Raw genomic sequence first — 24,224 nt, forward strand, 5'->3', positions numbered from 1 at the left:
AATCAAACAGTTCCTGAAACAGATTCGGGAAAAATTAAACAAAATTTTTATGTCAATTTTAGTATATACAGAAAGTGAAGGCCAAAAATTTAAAAAAGCCGCTTTCGAAGTAGCATCTTATGCAAAAGAAGTTGCTGCTATGCTTGGTACAACTGTAACCGCTGTAAGTATAAATGGAGGAGATAGTAGTGAATTAGGAGCGTATGGAGTAGATAAAGTTTTAGAGATAAAAAATGATAAACTATCTACATTTAATGCAAAAGCATATGCAGATGCAATAAAACAAGCAGCAGTACAAGAAGGAGCAAAGGTTGTTGTGGTAAGTTCTACAGCAGATAGTAAATTTTTAGCACCTTTATTAGCTGTGCACCTTAATGCGGGATATGCATCTAATGTTGTAGGGTTGCCAGAAAGTGCTTCTCCTTTTAAAGTGAAACGTACTGCATTTACCAATAAAGCATTTAATGTTACAGAAATACCAACTGATGTTAAAGTGATTGGTCTATCCAATAATGCTTTTGGTCTTAAGGAAAATGCTGGATCTGCAACTTCTGAGGCTTTTGATCCGTCACTTTCTGATGACGATTTTGGAGTACAGGTAACCGCTGTGGATAAAGCTACAGATAAGGTTTCTATCGCAGATGCAGAAATTGTAGTATCAGGAGGACGTGGATTAAAAGGTCCTGAAAATTGGGGAATGATAGAAGAGCTGGCAGAAGTGCTTGGTGCCGCTACCGCATGTTCAAAACCAGTAAGTGATATGGGATGGAGACCTCATAGCGAACACGTAGGACAGACAGGAAAACCAGTTGCGTCAAACCTGTACATAGCTATTGGAGTTTCTGGAGCTATTCAACACTTGGCAGGGATTAATGCCAGTAAAGTAAAAGTGGTGATTAATAACGATCCCGAGGCACCTTTCTTTAAAGCGGCAGACTACGGAATAGTAGGAGATGCTTTTGAAGTAGTGCCAAAACTTATTGAAAAATTAAAAGAATTTAAGTCGAATAACGCATAATTTTCATAAATTGTGCCCAATTAGGGGCTGTTTGAACCTATGTAAAAATCCGCATATTCAAACAGCCCTTTTTTATTGAGAGCAATATGAGTTTAGTTCGACTGAACATAAAAGGAATATCATACAGTCAAACCCAAAATGGTGCTTATGCGCTAATTTTAAGTGAGGTGGATGGAGAAAGAAAGTTGCCAATTGTTATAGGTGCTTTTGAGGCGCAATCTATAGCTATTGCTTTAGAAAAGGAAATAAAACCGCCAAGACCACTTACCCATGATCTTTTTAAGAATTTTGCAGATCGGTTTGATATTATAGTGAAGCAAGTAATTATTCATAAACTGGTAGACGGTGTCTTTTATTCCAGTGTTATTTGTGAACGCGATAAAATTGAAGAAATCATTGATGCCAGGACAAGCGATGCTATTGCATTGGCCTTACGATTTCAAGCTCCTATATTTACATATAAAAATATTTTGGATCAGGCTGGTATATATCTTAAAGTAAATCCTAAAAAGGATGATGAGACTGATCCCGAAAGTCTTTTGGTAGATGAACTGGTTTCTGATGATGTTGAAATGGTAGGTAAAGAAACAAGTTATAAAGACTTATCTATTGAAGAACTCAATCGAATGCTTGATCAGGCAGTTACTAATGAAGACTATGAATTAGCAGCAAGGATTCGCGATGAAATTTCCAAACGAGGCTAATTTGTATGTCAGCATTAAAGATCTAATCTATTTTAAATGAGTTCAATTTTTATGAAGAAAGGATTACTTACTTTTCTGTTATCACTATTTGTTTTCACCATATTATCAGCACAATCCATAGAGAAAAAATGGATTTTAGAAAAAGTTAATGGAACTCCAGAAGAAACTTTTGCCGTTAAAAATGGAGATTACCTTTCATTAGAACAAGGCCAGTTTTCATATTCTTTTAATGGTGCTTCAGAAACGCTACAAGGAGATTATTTACAGCAAAATAGCGTTTTATTACTTTTCCCCGAGACAGCTCAGGATTCCCTAATACGATATAAAGTTACTACCTTAACTGATTCTACGCTGGTCATTTCAAAAAATAATATATCATATGCTCTTACTACTCAGGAAGAAACTGTACAAGTAGCTCCTGTTGCAGAAGTTAATCAACTTATACCTAACCAGGGTTTCTCTTTTAGTAGTTTATGGAGAGGTGTTTTAGGAATGATAGCACTTCTGATAATTGCATTTTTATTTAGCAGTAACCGAAAAGCTATTAATTGGAAAACAGTTGGATTAGGTGTTGGATTTCAATTAATAATTGCTATTGGAGTTTTAAAAGTACCGTTTGTTCAAACGATATTTGAATGGGTTGGAGGCCTATTTGTTAATGTTTTAGACTTTACTAGAGCGGGAAGTAAATTTCTGTTTGAAGGTTTGGTTGTAGATATGGATACTTTTGGTTTTATATTCGCTTTTCAAGTATTACCAACTATTATATTCTTTTCAGCTTTAACTTCCTTATTATTTTATTTAGGTATTATTCAAAAAGTAGTAAAAGGCTTAGCTTGGTTGTTGACCAAAGCACTCAAGATATCTGGAGCAGAAAGTTTAAGTGTTGCTGGTAACATCTTTTTAGGTCAAACAGAAGCGCCTCTATTAATTAAAGCATATTTAGAAAAGATGAATAAGTCTGAAATGCTATTAGTTATGATCGGTGGCATGGCAACTGTTGCTGGAGCTGTACTGGCAGCATATATTGGGTTTTTAGGAGGAGACGACCCGGTTTTACGATTACAATTTGCAAAACACCTACTAGCAGCATCAGTAATGGCAGCTCCTGGAGCAATTGTTATTTCTAAAATACTATTTCCGCAAACAGAAAAAATTAATACAGACGTGCATGTTTCTTCAGAAAAAATAGGATCTAATATTTTAGACGCTATAGCAAACGGAACAACTGAAGGCTTAAGACTAGCTGTAAATGTTGGTGCTATGTTATTAGTGTTTGTAGCCTTTATTGCTATGCTGAACGGTGTATTAAGTTGGGTTGGAGACATCACTTCTGTAAATACTTGGATAGCATCAAACACAGCCTACCAAAGCTTATCTCTTGAACTTATTTTAGGCTATCTTTTTGCGCCATTAATGTGGATGATTGGAGTCGCCAAAGAAGATATAGCTTTAATGGGTCAACTCCTAGGAATTAAATTGGTAGCAAGTGAGTTTGTAGGATATATACAATTAGCAGATCTAAAAAACCCAGCTAGCGCACTACATTTTACTTATAATAAATCTGTGATTATGGCTACTTATATGCTATGTGGTTTTGCAAATTTTGCTTCAATCGGGATACAGATAGGTGGTATTGGTTCTTTGGCACCTGGTCAGCGAAAAACATTGTCTGAATTTGGTATGAAAGCACTGATCGGAGGTACGATAGCATCCCTGTTATCTGCTACAATTGCTGGAATGATAATAGGATAATAGTTTAATTCATAATGTATTGTTAAAAACTATTGTACAACAATCCTTAAATCAATAAATTAAAGAGTATCTCGTATGCTATTTTTTGTATATTTGGAAAGCACTTTTAACTTTAAAGATTAACATAAACTGTAAGAGAGAATATGAGGCAATATCTTGATCTTGTGAATCATGTAATTGAAAATGGAAATGCAAAAGAAGATCGAACTGGAACAGGTACAAAAAGCGTTTTTGGTTACCAAATGCGTTTTGATCTTAGTGAAGGTTTCCCTATGGTTACTACCAAAAAACTACATCTAAAATCTATAGTTCACGAATTATTATGGTTTTTGAAAGGAGATACTAATATAGGTTACCTTCAGGAAAATGGTGTTCGTATCTGGAATGATTGGGCCGATGATAATGGAGATTTAGGTCCTGTATATGGTCATCAATGGCGTAATTGGGATGGTAATGAAATTGACCAAATCAAGGAAATAGTAGAGACGCTTAAAAACAACCCCGATAGTAGACGTATGTTAGTATCTGCCTGGAACCCAAGTGTCCTGCCAGATACATCAAAGTCATTTTCTGAAAATGTAGCTAATGGTAAGGCAGCATTGCCTCCTTGTCATGCTTTTTTTCAATTTTATGTTGCTAATGGCAAGCTATCTTGTCAATTGTATCAGCGTAGTGCAGATATTTTCTTAGGAGTACCATTTAATATAGCTTCTTATGCCTTGTTTACCATGATGATGGCGCAGGTTTGTGGCTATGAAGCAGGTGAGTTTATACATACTTTTGGAGATGCTCATATCTATAACAATCATACAGAACAACTAGAACTTCAGCTATCTAGAACACCTCGAAAATTGCCCAAAATGATACTTAATCCAGAGGTGAAAAATATTTTTGGCTTCGTTTTTGATGATTTCAAGTTAGTAGACTATGATCCACACTCTCATATAAAGGGAAGGGTTGCAGTTTAAGCCCAAATTTTAAATGAACTACGATGAAAAAAACATTACTTATTTTAACACTTTTGCTTTCAGGAATTTCTTTTTCCCAGGATGCAATAATTTTATCGCAGGAAAATGCGAATGAAAAAGGAATCACACCGATGTGGCCAAAATGTGATCGATCAAGACAGGCCCCTACTCAATGTTTTGACCAAAAATTGAGAAATCATATTATTCAAAATTTTGAGTACCCAGAAATTGCTATGAACGAAGGATTGAGCGGTACAGTAACGGTAGAGTTTATTATAAATAAAAAAGGAAAGGTAGAAGTACTTGAAGTTACAGGAGCACATAGATACTTACAAAGAGAAGCTATTAGAATTATTAGAGCCATACCTAAGATGAAACCCGGTAAATGGGGAGAAAAACCAATAGCCATCGCTTATTCTGTTCCAATTACTTTTAGAAAACCACAGTAATATATAGATTAGATATTCTAATTTTAACATTGGATTAACCTTGTTATAGGATAAAAAATAATAAAAATCAGTAAATTTGAGTGTATACGTAAGTCGTATACACTCTTTTTTATGATCATTACAGATAACTTAATAACTTCCTTTTTAATAACCCGATCAGATACCGAAGAAATTTGTGCTCCTCTCCAGATAGAGGATTATGTCATCCAACCTATTGTAGATGTTTCTCCTCCAAAATGGCACCTAGGACATACTACCTGGTTTTTTGAAGAATTCATTCTATCAAAATATGTGTCAGGTTTTAAACGATTTCATCCAGAGTATGCCTATGTTTTTAATAGTTATTATGAAAGTGTTGGGAAACGGGTAATACGTACCGATAGGGGAAATCTTTCTAGACCAACAGTAAGTGAAGTATATGAATATAGAGATTATATTACCTCGCACTTGCAGACTTTTTTAGAGGAAAATGATGATCCAGAAATTAGAGAATTGGTAGAGATTGGTATCCATCATGAAAAACAACATCAGGAATTATTGATTACAGATATAAAATTTATATTGGGAAATAATCCGTTGTTTCCTAAATATAATGATACGTTTTCTGAAAACCCTATTTCTAATGATGATCAAACTCCTGAATATAGTACCGTAGAAGAAGGTGTTTATGAGATTGGATATAAAGGAAATAAATTTTGTTATGATAATGAGCTTGGTAGACATAAAGTATACCTTAGAGAGTATACCATTGCAAATGCACTTGTAACAAATAGAGAATATCTTGATTTTATCGAAGATAAAGGGTATGAAAATAGCTTGTTATGGCATGCAGAAGCCTGGGATTGGATACATAAAGATAACATCAAAGCTCCATTATATTGGCATAAAATAGATGGACAATACTATCAGTATACCTTACGGGGATTAAAAACAGTGGATTATACAGCTCCGGTTACTCACATTTCGTTCTTTGAAGCATTTGCTTTTGCCCAATGGAAAGGAGAGCGATTACCAACCGAGTTCGAATGGGAAACTGCACAATCTCTTTTCAAATGGGGGATACGATGGGAATGGACAGAAAGTGCATATTCGCCTTATCCTAACTACAAAAAAGCTCCTGGGGCATTAGGTGAGTATAACGGAAAATTTATGGTAAATCAGAAAGTGTTGCGAGGAGGATCGGTAGCTACACCACGAAACCATACAAGATCAACATATCGTAATTTTTTTCACCCACACCTTAGATGGCAATTTACAGGATTGCGATTAGTGAAGGATTAATAACTCTATTTTTTTACATGAATTCTAAAGATCAAAAAGTACTGGTTTCTACTTTCGAGAAAGAAGTATGCGAAGGTTTAACTGCGTTTCCAAAATATTTATCGTCTAAATTTTTTTATGATGAAATAGGAGATGAACTCTTCCAACAAATAATGGCGTTACCAGAATATTATCTCACACGAGCAGAATATGAAATTTTTGAAACTCATAAATCTGATATTATTCAAAAATTTGATACCCATAAAGAAGGTTTTGACTTAATCGAATTGGGAGCAGGTGACGGGAAAAAAACAAAAGTGTTATTGCAAGAATTGTTAAATCAACACTATAATTTTACTTATAACCCTATTGATATTAGCGAAAATGCTATTGATGGATTGGTAAAAAACTTAAACCAGGAAATGCCTGGAGTTGCTGTACAAGGGCAAATAGGTGAGTACTTTGAAGTCTTAGATCGATTAAAGCATATGAGCGACCGTAAAAAAGTAATTATGGTTCTGGGATCTAATATAGGTAATCTATTACACGCAAGGGCTATTCAGTTTTTGAAAAAATTATACAATGCAATGCATACTGGTGATCTACTTTTTATAGGGTTTGACCAAAAAAAACACCCCCAGAAAGTTTTGGATGCATATAACGACAAATCTGGAGTAACAGCAGCTTTTAATAAAAATGTTTTAGCAAGAATCAATAAAGAACTTAATGGAAATTTTGATCTGAACAAATTCATGCATTGGGAAACGTATGATCCCGAAAATGGAACTGCTAAAAGTTATTTGGTGAGCAAAGAAAAACAAACTGTCGATATTGATAATTTGTCGTTGCAAGTTCACTTCGAAGCCTGGGAAAGTATTCATACCGAGATTTCTCAGAAATATGATGATGATATTGTAAAGTGGCTGGCAAAAGAATCTGGTTTGAAAATTGTGAAATCTTTTTCAGATCAGAATAACGATTACAAAGATTATCTAATTACAAAAGAAGAATAAAAAACAAAAAAACACCCAGAATATGAAAGCAATTTGGAACGGACAAGTGATAGCAGAAAGTAATGACACCAAAGTGATAGAAAATAATCATTATTTTCCGCCAGAAGCAATAAAAAAAGAATTTTTTAAGTCCAGTGATACGCATACCAATTGCCCATGGAAAGGAGTGGCATCGTATTATACAATCGAGGTAGATGGAAAAGAAAACAAGGATGCGGCATGGTATTATCCAAATACCAGTGATTTAGCAAAACAAATTAAAGATTATGTTGCCTTTTGGAAAGGTGTTGAGGTTGTGGATTAACACGTTTCAACACCTTATAAGATTTTATTAGAGTTAAAAATTAATTTGACCTGATAAAAGCTGAAGTCTTTAGTTTTATATTACAAGTAAACTATTATCTGTAGCAGCAAAATCGTTCCACTGATATCCATCAGCTTCGATTTCATTTGTCCATTCACCATCTACAATATATTTAAATTCAAATTTATTGTCTTTAGGAAGATTGATGGTTCCTTTAAAGTTTCCATTTTTTAACTTTTTCAAAATGGTAGCTTCTGTATTCCACTCATTAAATTCTCCAGCTACGCTAACATTATTTGCTTCTTTCGCAGGAACAATAAAAGTAACTTTACAAATAGGTTTAGATTTTAAATATTGCTTAGTAATCGCCATAATTTATATACTATTAAATATTGGTTAATAAATTAAAAACTAAGTTACTGCAAAACATTAAAAACGAAAAGAAGGAAATGTCAGATTATCAGTAATTTAATCAACATTTAACAATAAGATATTAACGATAACGATGTAGTATATCAAGTAGTTTTTCCAGGTCCTCTTTTGTGTTATAAAAATGAAGGCTAACTCTAATACCCTGTCCACGAAGAGAAGTAATTATTTGATGTTTTTTTAAATATAAATGTAATTCCTGATCGCCCTTTATATTAAAAATAGTACTATGTTTTTGTCGCTTTACCACATCTTCTTCTAATAGATTTAGTTTGGTGAATTCTGATTTTGCATACTCACATAATTTGTTCATATGATCTTCAATAGTTGCGATGCCTATTTTGTTCAGAAAATTCAGAGAATATTGTAAGCTTCCAAAATTAAAGGTATCCAAATGGCCACATTCAAATCTTGCTTGCAAACTTGTATATGATGGATCATAATTGGTATTGGTAGCAGCATCGATATATGAAGAAGGTGTAATCTGATCTAATATTCGATGGTTAAACAACATAAATCCATTACCATATCCTCCCAGTAACCATTTATAACCACTACATCCCAAAATATCAATTCCCGAAGCATTAAAATCGAAAGTTCTAGTGCCACAAAACTGTGTAGCATCAGCAATAAAAAGCACATCAGGATATTTGGCTTTTAATGAAGTAAGAAAATCAAGATCTATTGCAATGCCATTAATGTATTGTATTAAGCTAAATGCAAAAATATCAGGCTTGTGTTTTTGTATGGCACTTTCAATATTTTGTTCTACTGTAGCATCTATTGTAGCATAGCAAACATTAAATCCTTTACTGGTCACGGCAAAGTTAATAGAAGGGTAATCTTCATCTAATAATAAGACTTTTTTATTTTTATCTAACCCACTCAATATTGTATTGAATCCTAAAGAAAAATTAGGAGTTAATACCACATTGTTATCAGAACTTCCAAAAAATGTTGCGATAGTTTTACGCACATTATTTAAAAAAACTTGTTGATGATCTCTAAACAGGCTTCCCCCAATAAGAAAATCTAAATCATGCTCCTGTCTAAAATCTAAAAGCGAATCATAAAGTAATCCAGAAGATGCTGTATTGAGATACGTATTATGAGATAAAACAGGAAACTCTTTTCTTAAATTCTTCATAAGTAATTTTAGTGCTTTTTGGTAAAAACTATATCTTTACTCGCCGGTACTAAGTTAGCATTAATATGTTTTCAAAAAAGAAAGAAACAACACAAATTGATCCACAGCAACGTGAGCTATATGAGCATGCACGTAAACGTGTTATTCAGAAAAAAAGATTATTTCAGCACTTTATTATTTTTATAGTTGGATCAATATTCTTAGCAATTCTCAATCTAGTATTTGGTTATGGAAAAGAGGTTACCTTATTAGGGATAGACTGGTATATTATTGCAATACTATGCTGGGCATTCCTTTTGGTAATACATTTTTGTAATGTATGGTTGTTTAGTACATTTATGGGGCAACAGTGGGCAGATCGCCAGATGGAACGATTAATTACCAAACAAAAAGAAGAAATTGCTTTACTCCAAAAAGATGTAGATTTAATGTACCCCAAAGCAGAATTGGTTAAAAAGAAAGAAGGATTTATAAAAGGAAAAACATCAGAGATTGTGGGAGAGTTAAAAGAAGCTAAGAATATGATTACAATGATTGCAGCGGCAGGAGAAAATAATGCCTTAGGTAAGGATAATGATCTGGTTTGGCATTTGCCAGATGATTTTAAACGGTTTAAAAAACTAACGACCGGTCATCATATTATTATGGGACGTAAAACTTTTGAAACTTTTCCTAAATTACTTCCAAATCGCGTACATATTGTTATTACCAGAAATACAAACTATCAGGCAGAAGGTGTAATAGTAGTGCACAACATGCAGGATGCTTTAGAAATTGCTAAAGGTGATGCACAACCTTTTATTATAGGAGGAGGCGAGATTTATACGATGGGGATGGATTATGCAAATTGTATAGAGTTAACCCGGGTACATGAGTCTTTTGAAGCGGACGCTTTTTTTCCTGAAATTGATGCTAAAGCCTGGAAGTTGGAGAAAGAACAATTTCATGATGTAGACGAAAAGCATAAGTATCCTTTTACGTATTTGACGTATATCAAAAAATAATGCGCTCTTCAAAATTTATATCTCATTTTGAAGAATTACTTTCAGAAAAGATAATAGCGATACAGCCATTATCGGGGGGAGATATTAATGAGGTCTATCTTATACAGACTAGCCATCAAAAGGTTGTTGCTAAACTTAATAGTGCTTCAAAATTCCCTGGGATGTTTGAGGCAGAAACCAAAGGTCTTGAAAAACTTAAAAACTCAAACACATTTACGATTCCGGATATTATTTGTTTTGGTGAATTTGATGATATTGCTTTTTTGATATTAGAATATATTGATTCTGGAAAACAAACAGATGATTTTTGGGAAATGTTTGGAGAACAATTAGCGGCCTTACATCGACAAAACGAATCTTATTTTGGTTTTGAAAATGATAATTATATAGGGAGTCTACCACAGTACAATACAATAAGTGATTCTGCATACGAATTTTATGTAACCCAGCGATTACAACCACAATTTGAATTATCGCGACAAAAAGGATTTAAATTTTCAGACTTAGATGCATTTTATAAAACGATTAAAGATGAAATTCCAGACGAAAAACCTAGCCTGATTCATGGTGATTTATGGAATGGTAATTTTATGATTGATATGCAGGGATATCCTTGTCTTATTGATCCGGCAGTTGCTTATGCACCCAGAGAAATGGATATGGGTATGATGCATCTTTTTGGAGGTTTTAATTCTACAGTGTTTGATGTCTATAATGAAGTTTTTCCTCTTGTCGGGAATTGGAAAGATCGATTATCGATTTGGCAATTGTATTACCTTTTGGTTCACCTTAATCTGTTTGGGAGTTCATATTACAATGAAGTAAAGAGTATTGTGAATAGGTATTCTTAATTTGAAACGAGATGTCTGCGTCAGGGATAGTAGTAGAAATCCCGAAGTATTATCTTTTTAAGCTCGCTATACTGAGCTTGGCGAAGTGTTGTCGAAGGTTAAAAATACGAGGAATTGTAACGAATAGCCCGCCCGGACGCCCAAAACAAAAATTCTAGTTACTCGTACCAACTTTATCCTTACTTTTGTCAAAATTTTAAATACACAGTATCATATGAACGCATATGTATTTCCTGGTCAAGGAGCCCAGTTTTCAGGAATGGGTCTTGATCTATATGAAAACTCAGATATCGCTAAAGAACTTTTTGATAAAGCAAATGATATCTTAGGGTTTGAGATTACCAAAATTATGTTTGAAGGAACAGCAGATGAGTTAAAACAAACTAAAGTAACACAACCTGCTATCTTTTTACATTCTGTTATCTTAAGTAAAGTATTAGGAGATAGTTTTAAACCAGATATGGTTGCGGGACATTCTTTAGGTGAATTTTCTGCCTTAGTTGCTAACGGAACTCTTAATTTTGAAGATGCATTACGATTGGTATCCAAACGAGCGATGGCTATGCAAAAAGCATGTGAGTTGAAACCATCTACAATGGCAGCTGTTTTGGGATTAGAAGATGAAGTAGTAGAGCAGGGCTGTGAAACAATAGATGGAATTGTAGTAGCAGCAAATTATAATTGCCCTGGGCAATTAGTAATCTCTGGCGAAGTAGAAGCTATCGAAAAAGCATGTGAGTTGATGAAAGAAAAAGGAGCTCGAAGAGCACTGGTATTACCTGTAGGAGGAGCTTTTCATTCTCCGTTAATGGAGCCAGCTAGAGAAGAATTGGCCGCAGCGATTGAAGCTACAACATTTAATATACCTAATTGTCCTGTGTATCAAAATGTAACAACAAAAGCAGTTACAGATCCCGAGGAAATTAAAAAGAACTTGATCGCACAACTTACTGCACCTGTAAAATGGACACAAAGTGTACAAAATATGATCAAAGATGGTGCAACATCATTTACCGAAGTTGGACCAGGAAAAGTATTATCAGGATTGGTGAAAAAAGTAGATCGATCTATGGAAACTATTTCGGCTTCGATGTAAGAATTTCAACGATAAATTATAAACCTCGCAGAAGATGCTAAAATAAGCTTAGCATCTTCTGCGAGGTTTTTTATAACCGATATGTACAGTTTAATGATTTGATCTTGGAGCTTATTCGTTTTTTAAATCAGATAGATCTTTTTTATATTCTTGTAATCTCCAATCAGAATTTTTCTTTCCAAGTTGAATAGCACGTTTATAATAAATCATAGCTTCTTTTTTATTTTTTAAAACACGATAAACATCGCCCAATCCATTAACCGGGCGTGCCGAGTTAGGGGATTTTTTACTAAAAAAAGCATACAGTTCCTTTGCTTTTTCGGGTTGGTTGTGTTTCATGTAAAATGCAGCAAAAACACATCCCCAATTTGTTCTTAGGTGTTCGAGAAAATCATTAGGTTTAAACTGATTCATAAAAGTATTGAATGCGGTATAATTATCTTCATCAGAAGCTTTTTTTACAAGATTCCACATTGTAGGTTGTGCAACTTTTTCGGGAAAACCAAATTGTTCTGCTCTCTTTTTATAATAGGTAACCACATTATCCATTCCCCCCAATTTTTTATATTCTTCTAAGGAGTTAAACCGAAGTTCTGGATAGTAATGATAATACTGTTTTAAACCATGATAAAGGGTGTGATATGGGGTAGAGCGATGCTCCTCGTTTTGTAGATAGGTATATTCCCACCTCAAGGTATCGGGAGCTTCTGATTCTAGTTTGTTTTTAAGGTATTCGGTACCGTCTGTTACTACACCTTCATGAATACTAGAAGTAAAAAACAGAAAAGTTTCGAGTTTTTTCTTAGAGTTGAGGATACTATCTAGAGATTTCATTCTGTTTACTGATATGGGTAAACTTGTATCATGAATAGGAAAAGGACTTGCTGCCAGATATCCATTAAATAGCTCAGGGTTTTTGGTCATAGTCTCAATAACAAACCCACCAGCATATTCCCATCCAAACAATAATCGTTCTTCAGATGTTTTAAACTCTTGATCTACATATGGAATAAGTTCTTGAGTGATAAAACTTAAAAAGGTTTTTGCTCCAGAACTAAAATGACCAAATCGTTTGGGATATGTATTTGTAATCCCGACAATGATACATTCTGGGGTGAGTTTAAATTTTTTAAAGGATTGTGATAAACTTACTGCATGAAGAAAAAGCCGTTGCCCGTCTAATATATAAATTACAGGGTGTTTTTTTGAAGAATTATTATAATCTTCTGGTAGAAAGATTTGAATTTTTCTTTCTTCATTTAGTATTTTAGAAGGAATTATAAAGTTCTTTCCTATAGTATTTTCTGTTATCTGGATTTGCGAGAATGAAGAACAGAAGAGAAAATTAAATAGGATACATAGTAAAAATGGATTTTTAATCTTCATAGTAATAAGATGTATTGAATAATAGAAATTAACCTGTTGTGTATTTTAAAATTAATACTATAAAAAAAGCGTCAATTCGAGTGATTTTTCATAGTGAAACGAAGAAAAATTGTATCGAGAATAGCTTTTTTGATCCCAAATCCTATTCTCGATACACTTCTTCCTATGGTCGAAGCACTCGAATTGACGAATTTGGGATTCAAAAATATCAAAATGCACAACGGGTAGAAATTATCATTTCCCATGTTTCTCAAGTTTGGTTTTAATTTTAGCCAATTGCTCTTCATATTCAGATAGGTATTTGGTATCATATTCTTTGGCGAGCGCTATTGCTTTTTGTTGAGTTTCAAATGCAGCATTGAGTTGATTGTTTTTTTCTAATGCTTCAGATAGACTGCTATATGCCCATGGAGATTGAGGGCGGTACTGTATTCGTCGTTTAAAAACCTGTATAGATTCTTTAACTCTTCCATCTTGTAATAATTTTCTACCAATAAATCGTAAAGAATTTACACTATTCCATCGTTCAGCTTTTGGAAGGATAGGAAAACCATATGTTGTTGAGAGTTTTTGATGAAAAGCATCAATATTCTTTAAAGCATTACCGGGTTGTTTAATAATTTCCCTAAATCTTGGAGACCATTTTTCTTTCGGAAAAATCATTTCTACTGAGGAAAGCAGTGCTTTTATGATACATGCATAATGATCTTCATTAGGGATGACTTCAACTTTTAAATTTAAGTTTTTTGAAGTAAATGGAGATAAACGTTTTTTCAACTCCTCCATGTTTTTGATGTATGGTTTGTCTTTACTAATATCATTTTCAGAGACACCCAGGTAGAATTGTGCTTTACGATTGGGGTTTTTAACAAAACTCTCTTCAAAAGCATCTATGAAGGTGGTGTTGGACTGATAGCCCATACCAATCATATCTGCTGTAGCAACAGTAATATGTGCCTGAAATAGATCTGGCTCCTTTGCAAATGTGTGTAGTGGGTATACGCTACTTCCTGATACACCAACAATAATTCTGTAATCGGCAGCACGATACTGTTCTTTTAAATACGGAAATAACTCTTCTTTAAGATGTTTTGTGAATTTATCTGGATCGGCGTTAAATTCGAGTTTCTCTCTACTTCCCCACATACCATTGTTGTACACATTGGGAGCATAATGTGTTTCTTCCTCAAAACTAATAACAATAGCTTCGGGCATTCGAGTAACAGAACTTAGATGTCGTATGACCCCAGATATCATTTGAAAAAACTTAACGCCATGAGAACCACTTATCATTACTACAGGATATGTATGGTCTTTTGAAGCTACGTGAAAACTTTCTGGAACGTAAATATTCATGACTCTATTTTCATCCAGAATCTTAGAATGAAAAGTAATCTTTTCTGCATAAGTGATTGGGGAAGAGGAGATTTTGGATAATGAAGATTTATGAGACTGTTGCGCTTTCCCGGTAAAAATAAATGTGAATAAAAGGATTGTAATTATAGAGAAATTATTCGTTTTCATAATGTGATTGATGAGGTTTTTTACTAATAATTGATTTGTTTTTAATATCAAATCATAATGGTCGATGATTGATTCATGACTACCAATATTCTTCGATATAGTAGATTTTATCTTTTCTAAATTTTATAAGCGTCATTTTACTTTCGGTTTTATTTTCTTGTAATTCTTCAATAACAATAGCATTTAATCCAATAATCATATTTACAATTTTGCTTTTTGGAAAATCATTATACCTACCTTTTTTTAAGTATTTAACGGTATTGTTATAAAGCAATTCTCTGGAATAAATACCGCCATATCCGGGGTGGTTATATTCAAAATCTGTTGTGTAAAAACGATATAAAAAGTCTACGTCTGCTACTGTAGATCCTTTTTTGAAGACTTTTTGGTGAGCATCTTTATATTTTTTGAAAATTGATTTTAATTCTTCCTTAGATAAAGGTTTAATTTTTTCATATTCGGCTGCTACAATTTCTGTGACTTCTTTCCACCTTGGATCAGTATATAGAGATTTTAAATCGCTATCACTCGTTAGCTGCTTATAATTAGAAAACTTTCCTTCTTTTGCTATTTTGAATAATTGTACAAATGCAGCATCAGATTCTTTTGCTAATGCCCAGGCGCATGCAGCATTAAATCGATTAGAAACCTCTTTGTTAGACATATTTGATTGATTACCTAATACAGCGAATGCTTCTGTGTATTTTTGCCCAGATGTATAAAATTCTTTAGATTGGTATAAACCCCAGGCTTCTTTTAATAATTTAGAATAAGATTCGTTTTCTTGCCCAAATCCATGGTGCATTAAAAAACTAATCAACACGACTACAATTTTATTTTTCATATTTTTAGTAATAACCTGAGCTAAATATAGCATGTAACCCAAAAGCTAATCTTAAAATAGTGATGAATTGGGGCAAAAGAACAGTAAAGCGTTTCTTTTTACCGTTGAAGAATTAAAGTAAGTACATGCTTAAAATTGTACCCATTTTCTGAATGCAGAAGTTGTACTTGAGCTAGTGATTACACTTTGCTCAACTCCATCCAGAATAATTAATAATCTGTTTTTACTATGGCTGTCCATTGCTTTGATGTGATTAATATTCACCATTTGACTTCTGTTAATTCTGAAGAAAACTTTAGGGTCTAGCTGATCAGTTAGAGTGCCTATTTTTTGCGTTGCTCTATGTATATTGCCTTTGGTGTCTGTGATCTTACAAAAATCTCCATAAGCCTCAATTAGTGATATTGTACTTGTATCGATTAGCTTGATGCCATTTCCTTTTTTAATCACAAAACGTTTTAGGAATTGTCTTTTTTCGGGAGTCATTAATTCTTTAAGCTCTTTAAAAACATTTTTACCTACAGAAGGCGTGTTTTTTGGCAATGCAATAAGAGTTTCATATTTACGAAGTGCTTCAGAAAGTTCTTCTTTTGAATAGGGTTTTAGGATATATGCAATACCATTAGTTTTAAAAGCATCTAATAGAAATGTATCATAGGCAGTACAAAAGATAATAGGAGAAGATATTGGTATTTGATCAAAGAGATCAAATGCATTGCCATCTAATAATTGAATATCTGAAAGGATTAAATCATACTGGTGTTTGGATAACAAAACTGTGGCCTCATTTACCGATCTGGACCAATCCAAAGTAAGATGTGACTCAAAATATTCAGTAAGATATAGTTCAAGTTTTTCATAAGCTGGAATTTCGTCTTCTAAAATCAGAATATGCATAGGATCAACGATGTCGTTTTAATCTTTTAATGTTAGAAGTGGTAGCGAAACAGTAAAATACGCCTTATTTTCTTCAATAGTTACTTCTCTATCAGAAAGCAAAAGATACCGTTTTTTTATATTCTTCAACCCACTTCCCAAAGAATGATTAGTTTCTGAAATGTTTGAGGTATTATTTTTTACCAGGATATGATCTTCGGTAATCGTGATTTGCGTAGTAATAATTTGATCGCTAGTTGGTTTATTATGTTTTACTACATTTTCAATAACGGTCTGTAATGCTCCAGTAGGTAAATACTTGTCTTTTGGTAAGTTGGTTTCTGGTATTTTAAATTCATAAGAATGCCCAAATCGAGTTTTAATAAGAAAGAAATAATTTTCGGCTAATTTTATTTCTTCTTTCAAAGAGACAACTTCCTGATCCTTGGTTTGGATTAGATAGCGATATAATGCAGCTAATCGCGCAGTATACACTTTTGCTTTTTGAGGAGAAGAATCAATAAGCGCATCCATAGTATTTAAGCTATTAAACAAAAAATGAGGATCAAACTGTGATCGTAATAATTTAAGCTCTGTTTCTCGTTGTTCTTTTTCAATTTGATTAACTTTTATAAAGTTTTCATAGTACTTTTTACCCAACAATAACCCTAGGGGCATGGCAATATCTATTGCAGAGTTATAGTAGCTTTTAAAGAACAAAAGAGTTCCCATATTAGAAAAATCTAGTGGATTACCATTAGACCAAAACTCAATAATAAGAGATCCAAAACCGATTAAAATAACACTTGTCAGTGCCAAAATAAAAAACAGAATATACTTTTTACTCTTAACCAGTAATTCTATGATGAGGTATTTAAAAAGAAAGAGTAGAATAATTGTTTTTACCCAAAAAAGAGGTAGGTTTACTACATATTGTAATAAGGACATATCCAAAATGTAGTACCTAACGGCATCCCAGAGAGTAGCTAGAATAAAGTAAAATATAAGAAGCTTATAATCTGATTTATTAAGTTTTAAGTATGTCATAGATTACAAATATAGCATTCAATTCAAATAGGAAGTTTTTACTTTTTGATTTTGAATTGTATTTGTTATTTCGCTTTCGCGAAAGCTATTTTTACAGCTAATCCTGTTAATACAGAGGCCATAAACCACTTTTGAACCCTTACCCATAATGGGTTTTTGGCAAACCAACCCGCCATTTTTGCTGCCGAAATAACGATACCAAAATTAATTGAAAAACTAATAATAATCTGTATGATTCCCAATTGAAAACTTTGTCCTAAAATTGATCCGTATTCTGGTTTAATAAATTGAGGAAAAAATGACAAGTAAAACAATGCCATTTTGGGATTGAGTACATTGGTAAGAAGCCCAATATTAAATAACTTAAAAGGTTTGTCTTCTTTTAAAGAACGATCGGTGTCGAATATTTTAGTGCCACCAGATCTAATAGTATTGTATGCCAAATACAATAAATAACCAACTCCCAGAAACTTAACAATCACAAAAGCATAGGGCACTGCAAAGAATATGGCAGTTAACCCAAACGATACCATAAGAATATGAAATAAAAATCCGCAGATAACCCCAAAAAGAGAGATAATCCCAGCTTTTTTTCCTTGGGATAAGGATCTAGAGATAAGGTAGATCATATTAGGTCCGGGAGATAAAACCATAATTAGAGAGGCAAGGGCAAATATAAGAAGTTCGTTGATAGGCATCATATACTTTGATTACAGATTCATGGGATAAAAGTATTGTTTTTTTTGCAATTTCGAATACCGATGCGTAGTACTACCCTCAAAAATTTGATGTCAAATGTAAATGTCTTTAGACAAAATTTAAAATACATCGGAGTTTACAGATATCTGTATTTATCTCTTACGGAAAAACCATAATTTCGATTTTTATTACGATGTCAAAACCATAAAGAATACTATTAAAAAGAGCAATTTCTCATATTTCGTAGTACAGTGTACATTTTTAATCTATAGTTATGAATTTGATGGTAAAGCAAATACAATTGATAGAGCGAATGGATCAACTCATTCGCATGCAAGCTACGGGGTCGCCAGAAGAACTGATCTCTAAGTTAGGAATTTCAAAAACCAAACTGTATCGCATTATTAATACCATGAAAACTTTGAATGCTCCTATTGAGTATGACATTACTCTACAAAGTTTTGTGTATGCCGAACCGGTAGGATTTACTTTTGGATTCTATACAAAAAGTCAAAAAACAAATATTCTTAATGGTTTTGGAGGGTAACCAGAAGTGTGGATTGTGTAAAGTCAAATGCTACATATGAGATCCAAAATCATAAACCTAGTCCCCATTCTTAAAAAAACTTCATTTTTTCAGTTCCGTTTTTCAGAACTAGTATGTTTTATCATTATACACAATTTATTTATTAACTACGATGTATTGTAAAATTTTATAGCATGCAATAGATCACAAAAACACTAATATCATGTCTAAAGAAAATTATGACGTAAAATTAGCCGTATTAGAAGCACTACCACAAGAAAAAATAAAGGCACCAACACTTCCTGTTGATGTATTTATTCAGGAAGCTGAAAACTTGTATGTGTGGACAGAGGAAGACAAAGAAGTATTACTAGCCAAAGGGCTGGGTTGGGAGATGTTTATAGAAGATTTACCTATTAGGACGGGAGCTTGTCGATATGCTCAGGCCATGTGGATGAAAGAGCGGTATAGCCGGGAGGAAGCCTCCAAAGTTTGGAAAGAAAAATCTCCTAAAGCATACGAGTTTAGAAATGATTTGCTAGCCGATTTGCGCTTTGCGTTTCGAAAAAGACCAGACCTTATCGCTCGTGTACGAGCTATTGCAGATGGAGAAGGGGATGCAGATATGATCCAGGATTTGATGGATATTAGTGTATTGGGTAAAGCCAATGTGCGAGAACTCGAAAAAACGAAATACGATCTTCGAAACTTAGAACTGGCAGCACAGAAATCAGATGCTCTTGCCGAATTACTGGCCAAAGCTAATGGAACTACCTTAGATAATTCTAAAGTCAAAGAAAGCCGGGATAGAGCCTTTACCCATCTTAAAGAGGCTGTAGATGAGGTTCGGGACACAGGCAAATATGCTTTTAGAAAAGATCCTGAGCGTTATAAAGGATATATCAGTCAATATAAACGGCGATAATCGAGAGCTACCCCCGCTCCCGCTAGCGTCTCGCTAGTTGCGTCAAAGCTTGGAGGATAAGAATGCATAAATGATAAGAGCTAGTTACAGTGATGTAATTGGTTTTTTTATTAGGATTACAATATTCTAGTTTCATTTTTTGAAACTGTAATATTGTATTTTGGTCAGATGAGTAGAAACTACAAGTTTTATAATACATCAGGTTTGTACTTTATAAGTTTTGCTACAGTGTATTGGATAGATGTATTTATACGAGAACAATATTTATCTGTTTTGTCAGAAAGTATTACATATTGTAGATCAGAAAAAGGTATGGAGGTTTATGCGTATTGTTTTATGCCTAGTCATATACATTTGGTATTTCGTTCTTCAAATGATGATCCTTCTGGGTTGATTAGAGATTTTAAAGGGTATACTTCTAAAACGTTGTTAAAAGCAATAGAGAATAACCCTCAGGAAAGTAGGAAAGAATGGTTGTTATGGATGTTTGAGAAGGCGGGTAAAAAGAATGCTACTGTAAGCAGAATGCAATTTTGGCAGCAACATAATAAGCCTATAGAATTATGGAGTGATAAAGTGATTCAACAAAAAATAGATTATATTCACAATAATCCTGTCGAATCAGGTTTTGTAACAGATCCGGTAGATTGGAAATATAGTAGCGCAAGAAATTATCAGGATGACCATACAGTGTTAGAGATTGATAGCGATGGATATCTATTTGGATTAACAAAGCATTGATGCCACTAGCGAGACGCTAGCGGGAGCGGGGGGGGTTCTATCACATAAAAAGTTGAAAAAAGCAAAGAAGGAAAACCCTAAAATTAATATTAAATGGTTAAATATACTTCTTAGATCAGGGCTTATATTATGTGTTATCTGGCTGGTAATTTATTCATTAGCTACAAAATTTAGCCTTGGAGGTTTAAAACTTTACTATCCAATATGGTTAGGGATATCTATTATGTTCTATTGGATCGGTTACAGAGGGTTATATCAGTTTAAATTAGCAAAAGACCGTAAAGCTATTAATGAGTTACTTAAAGAAATTTCTGCTAATGAGAATCATAGTAGATTAAACAATCGTAATGTAGAAGAATACACAGAAAATCATCCAATATTTAGAAAGTTTAAAGATTTAGTTGAAAAAGAACGTGTCTATAGGCAGCAAGATTTAACTTTGGATTCAATGGCTGTACTATTAGAGACAAACAGATCGACGCTTTCTAAATTAATAAACCAAGTTTCAGAAAAAAGATTTACAGATTTTATCAATACGTATAGAATTGAAGAAGCTAAGGAGTTATTAGGTAACCCTGATTTTGATAAGTATAAGATTTCTGCAATAGGTTTTGAAGTAGGGTTTAATCGTGCAGGTACTTTTTATGATGTTTTTAAGAAGTATACAGGGGTTACACCTACAAAGTTTAAACAAAATATTAGCACTTGATTTCATTTTTTTATTGATAATTTTATCAAAAAGTGATGTATGAATATACTGGAAAAATTAATAAATGATCTTGATGGAGATTATCATCAGGATGATCTAAAAAAAAGGCATACAACAGGGGGAGCATTTATTAGTCAAAATAGTTATGGTATAATTAAAAAAGAAAATTATTCAATAAAAATATATTGTTATGATAATATGGGGATTAGGGCAGTTAATACTCTTGATGGATCCCCTTTTAAAATAGTATTAATCTTACCGTTTATTCTAAAAAAAGCACAAAGTATTTTTCCTAAATCTTTTTTTCAGAAAATGTTTAGTGTTCCAATATCTAAAAATGTGCTATCTGTTAATGCAAAAAAATTACTGAAAAAGTATAATTTAAAAGGCAATAAGGAATTAACCAATTATATTTTGAATGATGATATACTAACAGAAATATTACCAAATCATATTTTGTACATAACTACAAAAATTCAAAATGGTGATTCAACTCTAAGTCTTCGACCTAATGAATCTGTTACTACTGTTAAAGAGTTAAGAGAATTATATGATATTATGAATAGATTAGGACAAGTTGTTTTTGAACACAAACAAAAGGTAATCTAAGTAATCCAATCGCTCAGATATGATAGCACAGAAATGTTTTCTGTGCTGGGTAAGAGTAGGTGGTATGTATACTAAAAACTAAAATGATATTATCTGTATTATTTTGTTTTAGTTTCTCCTATAATTACGCCAAAGTTACCGTCTAATTGGTTCCAGTTTTTAGAAGGTAAGTATGCTCTGGATACAAATCCATCCAGATACAATGCATTTTTGCAACCGTTTTGTTTAAAATAGGAAGCAAAATCATAAAAATTTGTTTTCTCTTTAGAGATGGCAAAAAGTAAATTTCCATTGGGCAAGATTCCTACTCCGTTTCTAATATGAACATTAGAAGATCCTTTTCTAAATTTGGGATGGATTTTTCCGTCAATCAGGAGCATAGGCCCAGATTGTGTGGCATATTTGATATGCTCACTATCCGTAAATATCTTTGTAGTGCAAATGACGGGTTTGTTTTTTTTAGTCAAATAGAATATCCCATTGGGTTGAAGGTAAAAGTTACCATATCCACTTTGAGATGTGTCAATTCTGGCTTTGGTTTCTCCATTTTCAATATAAAGCCCTTGAGGGGATAAGTCTTTGTTATACATCCCCCCATTCATTGCAAAAATCAATTCCTTGTTTTCTTTTTCAAGTTCTGATTTTAAGTTTTGAAAGCTTTTGTAAGTATTAGTATTCTCATTTTTCCAATAGAAATGTAGTTCCTGTTGCAATGGATTTACCTCGTAGCTTAAAAATCTGGACTTGTCAACCTGAGTTTCTGATTTCTTAACAAAAAAGAAACTGGTTAATAGTACCAGAGCTCCAAGTATTACTATAGAACCAATGAGTTTTTTCATTACCTAGTGCCTAGTCTGAAATAGGCGATTTTTATGATTTGAATTATTTTTGATGGAATTTTGATTTTCTTTTTTGACACAGATGCCTTAGTATCAGGTGATAAAAGATAAATTGAAATTGCGCAAAAAGAAACAAATCTAATAGTGATCTATTTCCGATCAGGCACTACCTACTATTTCTTATATATTTTTCCTTCTTTCATTACAAACACTACATTCTCCATCGTATTTATTTTTTGGGTTGGATCATCATTTACTGCTACGATATCGGCTAAGAAACCTGGAGTAATTTGTCCGATCTGATCTTGCATATTCAGGATTTTGGCGTTGATAGTAGTAGCACTTTGTATAGTTGCCATTGCAGGCATACCCGCTTCGACCATAAAACCAAACTCTTTTCCGTTTTGTCCGTGTTTAAATACTCCTGCATCGGTACCAAAAGCGATACCTACCCCACGATCATATGCTTTTTTAAATGTATTTTGGATTTTTGGACCGATCTCTAGTGCCTTAGGAACAATGATAGCAGGGTAATAACCATCAATAGCTGCTTTTTCGGTAACCTCTTTTCCTGCAGTAATGGTAGGTACTAGATATGCATTATGCTGTTTCATTAAATCCATCGTTTTCTCACTCATTAATGTACCGTGCTCAATAGTTTTTACACCACCCAGGATGGCACGTTGCATTCCTTCATCGCCATGTGCATGTGCTGCAACATGAAATCCATAATCTTTTGCAGTTTCGCATATAGCCTTAATCTCCTCTACAGTAAATTGAGGGTTAGAACTGCTTTTTGCTACACTTAATACACCTCCGGTAGCTGTAATTTTGATAAGATCTGCGCCATTTTTATAGCGTTGTCGTACTGCTTTTTTTGCATCTTCGATACTATTTACTACACCTTCTTTTGGGCCTGGATCACCAATTAATGACCTTTTACTTCCGTTGGTAGGATCTGCATGTCCACCAGTGGTAGCCAGAGACTTGCCAGCTGTAAATACTCTGGGGCCTTTAATACGGCCACTTTTAATTGCTTTTTTAAGCGAAATATTTACTCCGCTCCCTCCCAGGTCTCTTACTGTAGTAAAACCTGCCATTAGTGTTGTTTTAGCAAACTGAACTGAGTTAAAAGCGACATCTGCTTCGCTATCGGTATATTTTTGAAGATATGCCTTTGGATTTGTTTCACCTTCTAGATGTACGTGCATATCAATCAAACCGGGCATCACTGTTTTATTTTTAAGATCTATAATGATATCATCTTTTTTACCGACTACAAAGCCATTTTCGATTTTAATAATTTTATTTCCGGAAACGACAATCGTTTTTTCGGTAAGGATTTTACCTGTTTTGGTATCGGTTAGTTTTCCGCATTGTAAATACGTGTTTTGAGCTAAAATGGTCGTACTTATAAAAACAAAAAGCACTGTGTATAGATATCTCATAAGTGATGGTGTGAAAAATTACTATAAATTAAAATTGAGTTTTGAATATAGAA

26 protein-coding genes are annotated in these 24,224 nt (G+C 33.4%); 16 read left to right on the forward strand and 10 right to left on the reverse strand.

The annotated features are described in order from the left end of the window. Nucleotides 1–49: 49 nt before the first annotated feature. From Z054_RS0113535 to Z054_RS0113570, 8 genes are all read left to right on the forward strand, one after another. Nucleotides 50–1,018, forward strand: coding sequence for an electron transfer flavoprotein subunit alpha/FixB family protein (locus tag Z054_RS0113535; RefSeq protein ID WP_024770596.1), 969 nt, complete (start codon nt 50–52; stop codon nt 1,016–1,018). 86 nt (nt 1,019–1,104) lie between these two features. After that, nucleotides 1,105–1,722: a bifunctional nuclease family protein gene (locus Z054_RS0113540; protein ID WP_024770597.1), complete on the forward strand. Its 618-nt coding sequence runs from the start codon at nt 1,105–1,107 to the stop codon at nt 1,720–1,722. 51 nt (nt 1,723–1,773) lie between these two features. After that, nucleotides 1,774–3,477, forward strand: coding sequence for a NupC/NupG family nucleoside CNT transporter (locus tag Z054_RS0113545; RefSeq protein WP_024770598.1), 1,704 nt, complete (start codon nt 1,774–1,776; stop codon nt 3,475–3,477). A gap of 143 nt (nt 3,478–3,620) precedes the next feature. Further along, nucleotides 3,621–4,445 (forward strand): thymidylate synthase, encoded by an 825-nt coding sequence (locus Z054_RS0113550; RefSeq protein WP_024770599.1) that lies wholly within the window; start codon nt 3,621–3,623, stop codon nt 4,443–4,445. 23 nt (nt 4,446–4,468) lie between these two features. Continuing rightward, the gene (locus tag Z054_RS0113555; protein WP_024770600.1) at nt 4,469–4,894 is read left to right on the forward strand and encodes an energy transducer TonB; all 426 of its coding nucleotides are present in this window, start codon (nt 4,469–4,471) and stop codon (nt 4,892–4,894) included. Nucleotides 4,895–5,005: 111 nt separating this feature from the next. Then, nucleotides 5,006–6,175, forward strand: a complete 1,170-nt coding sequence (gene egtB / locus Z054_RS0113560) for an ergothioneine biosynthesis protein EgtB (RefSeq protein WP_024770601.1) — start codon at nt 5,006–5,008, stop codon at nt 6,173–6,175. A gap of 17 nt (nt 6,176–6,192) precedes the next feature. Continuing rightward, complete coding sequence (egtD, locus tag Z054_RS0113565) at nt 6,193–7,167, forward strand: L-histidine N(alpha)-methyltransferase (RefSeq protein ID WP_024770602.1); 975 nt, start codon at nt 6,193–6,195, stop codon at nt 7,165–7,167. 22 nt (nt 7,168–7,189) lie between these two features. Further along, complete coding sequence (locus Z054_RS0113570; protein ID WP_024770603.1) at nt 7,190–7,471, forward strand: DUF427 domain-containing protein; 282 nt, start codon at nt 7,190–7,192, stop codon at nt 7,469–7,471. A gap of 75 nt (nt 7,472–7,546) precedes the next feature. Here Z054_RS0113570 and Z054_RS0113575 read toward each other — a convergent pair whose 3' ends face one another. Further along, nucleotides 7,547–7,843 carry an isoamylase early set domain-containing protein gene (locus tag Z054_RS0113575; protein WP_024770604.1) on the reverse strand — a complete coding sequence of 99 codons (297 nt, stop codon included), beginning with the start codon at nt 7,841–7,843 and terminating at the stop codon, nt 7,547–7,549. Nucleotides 7,844–7,964: 121 nt separating this feature from the next. Next, nucleotides 7,965–9,047 carry an aminotransferase class V-fold PLP-dependent enzyme gene (locus Z054_RS0113580; RefSeq protein WP_024770605.1) on the reverse strand — a complete coding sequence of 361 codons (1,083 nt, stop codon included), beginning with the start codon at nt 9,045–9,047 and terminating at the stop codon, nt 7,965–7,967. A gap of 65 nt (nt 9,048–9,112) precedes the next feature. On the opposite strand from Z054_RS0113580, the gene Z054_RS30235 reads away from it, so the two are divergent. The 3 genes from Z054_RS30235 to fabD all read left to right on the forward strand — a co-directional run bounded on the left by Z054_RS30235 (nt 9,113) and on the right by fabD (nt 11,998). Further along, nucleotides 9,113–10,051 carry a dihydrofolate reductase gene (locus Z054_RS30235; protein WP_024770606.1) on the forward strand — a complete coding sequence of 313 codons (939 nt, stop codon included), beginning with the start codon at nt 9,113–9,115 and terminating at the stop codon, nt 10,049–10,051. Further along, nucleotides 10,051–10,902: a fructosamine kinase family protein gene (locus Z054_RS0113590; protein ID WP_024770607.1), complete on the forward strand. Its 852-nt coding sequence runs from the start codon at nt 10,051–10,053 to the stop codon at nt 10,900–10,902. The genes Z054_RS30235 and Z054_RS0113590 overlap by 1 nt, the downstream gene beginning before the upstream one ends. 214 nt (nt 10,903–11,116) lie before the next feature. Beyond that, entirely contained in the window at nt 11,117–11,998 is an 882-nt protein-coding gene (gene fabD / locus Z054_RS0113595) for an ACP S-malonyltransferase (RefSeq protein ID WP_024770608.1), read from the forward strand. Nucleotides 11,999–12,109: 111 nt separating this feature from the next. Here the strand turns inward: fabD and Z054_RS0113600 are convergent, their stop codons facing one another. The 6 genes from Z054_RS0113600 to Z054_RS0113625 all read right to left on the reverse strand — a co-directional run bounded on the left by Z054_RS0113600 (nt 12,110) and on the right by Z054_RS0113625 (nt 18,376). Then, nucleotides 12,110–13,384 carry an alpha/beta hydrolase-fold protein gene (locus tag Z054_RS0113600; RefSeq protein WP_024770609.1) on the reverse strand — a complete coding sequence of 425 codons (1,275 nt, stop codon included), beginning with the start codon at nt 13,382–13,384 and terminating at the stop codon, nt 12,110–12,112. Nucleotides 13,385–13,618: 234 nt separating this feature from the next. Next, nucleotides 13,619–14,908, reverse strand: a complete 1,290-nt coding sequence (locus tag Z054_RS0113605) for an alpha/beta hydrolase-fold protein (RefSeq protein WP_024770610.1) — start codon at nt 14,906–14,908, stop codon at nt 13,619–13,621. A gap of 79 nt (nt 14,909–14,987) precedes the next feature. After that, a complete protein-coding gene (locus Z054_RS30240; RefSeq protein WP_152538555.1) occupies nt 14,988–15,752 on the reverse strand; it encodes a hypothetical protein in 765 nt (254 codons plus the stop codon). A gap of 129 nt (nt 15,753–15,881) precedes the next feature. After that, nucleotides 15,882–16,649, reverse strand: coding sequence for a LytR/AlgR family response regulator transcription factor (locus Z054_RS0113615; RefSeq protein WP_024770612.1), 768 nt, complete (start codon nt 16,647–16,649; stop codon nt 15,882–15,884). An 18-nt stretch (nt 16,650–16,667) separates the two neighbouring features. Next, entirely contained in the window at nt 16,668–17,675 is a 1,008-nt protein-coding gene (locus tag Z054_RS0113620) for a sensor histidine kinase (protein ID WP_024770613.1), read from the reverse strand. Between the two features lie 65 nt (nt 17,676–17,740). Next, complete coding sequence (locus Z054_RS0113625; RefSeq protein WP_024770614.1) at nt 17,741–18,376, reverse strand: LysE family translocator; 636 nt, start codon at nt 18,374–18,376, stop codon at nt 17,741–17,743. A gap of 272 nt (nt 18,377–18,648) precedes the next feature. On the opposite strand from Z054_RS0113625, the gene Z054_RS28525 reads away from it, so the two are divergent. The 5 genes from Z054_RS28525 to Z054_RS0113650 all read left to right on the forward strand — a co-directional run bounded on the left by Z054_RS28525 (nt 18,649) and on the right by Z054_RS0113650 (nt 21,884). Then, nucleotides 18,649–18,921: a hypothetical protein gene (locus Z054_RS28525; protein ID WP_024770615.1), complete on the forward strand. Its 273-nt coding sequence runs from the start codon at nt 18,649–18,651 to the stop codon at nt 18,919–18,921. 202 nt (nt 18,922–19,123) lie between these two features. Further along, nucleotides 19,124–19,825 carry a hypothetical protein gene (locus Z054_RS0113635; protein WP_024770616.1) on the forward strand — a complete coding sequence of 234 codons (702 nt, stop codon included), beginning with the start codon at nt 19,124–19,126 and terminating at the stop codon, nt 19,823–19,825. A 168-nt stretch (nt 19,826–19,993) separates the two neighbouring features. Beyond that, complete coding sequence (locus Z054_RS0113640; RefSeq protein ID WP_024770617.1) at nt 19,994–20,566, forward strand: REP-associated tyrosine transposase; 573 nt, start codon at nt 19,994–19,996, stop codon at nt 20,564–20,566. Between the two features lie 52 nt (nt 20,567–20,618). Then, the gene (locus tag Z054_RS0113645; protein ID WP_024770618.1) at nt 20,619–21,275 is read left to right on the forward strand and encodes a helix-turn-helix domain-containing protein; all 657 of its coding nucleotides are present in this window, start codon (nt 20,619–20,621) and stop codon (nt 21,273–21,275) included. 39 nt (nt 21,276–21,314) lie between these two features. Then, complete coding sequence (locus Z054_RS0113650) at nt 21,315–21,884, forward strand: hypothetical protein (protein WP_024770619.1); 570 nt, start codon at nt 21,315–21,317, stop codon at nt 21,882–21,884. 98 nt (nt 21,885–21,982) lie between these two features. Here the strand turns inward: Z054_RS0113650 and Z054_RS0113655 are convergent, their stop codons facing one another. Continuing rightward, nucleotides 21,983–22,723 (reverse strand): phosphodiester glycosidase family protein, encoded by a 741-nt coding sequence (locus Z054_RS0113655; RefSeq protein WP_024770620.1) that lies wholly within the window; start codon nt 22,721–22,723, stop codon nt 21,983–21,985. A gap of 173 nt (nt 22,724–22,896) precedes the next feature. Further along, nucleotides 22,897–24,171 carry a metal-dependent hydrolase family protein gene (locus Z054_RS0113660; RefSeq protein WP_024770621.1) on the reverse strand — a complete coding sequence of 425 codons (1,275 nt, stop codon included), beginning with the start codon at nt 24,169–24,171 and terminating at the stop codon, nt 22,897–22,899. Between the last annotated feature and the right edge of the window lie 53 nt (nt 24,172–24,224).

Origin of the sequence: Aquimarina macrocephali JAMB N27, assembly GCF_000520995.1 — a bacterium.
Taxonomy (GTDB): Bacteria; Bacteroidota; Bacteroidia; order Flavobacteriales; family Flavobacteriaceae; genus Aquimarina; species Aquimarina macrocephali.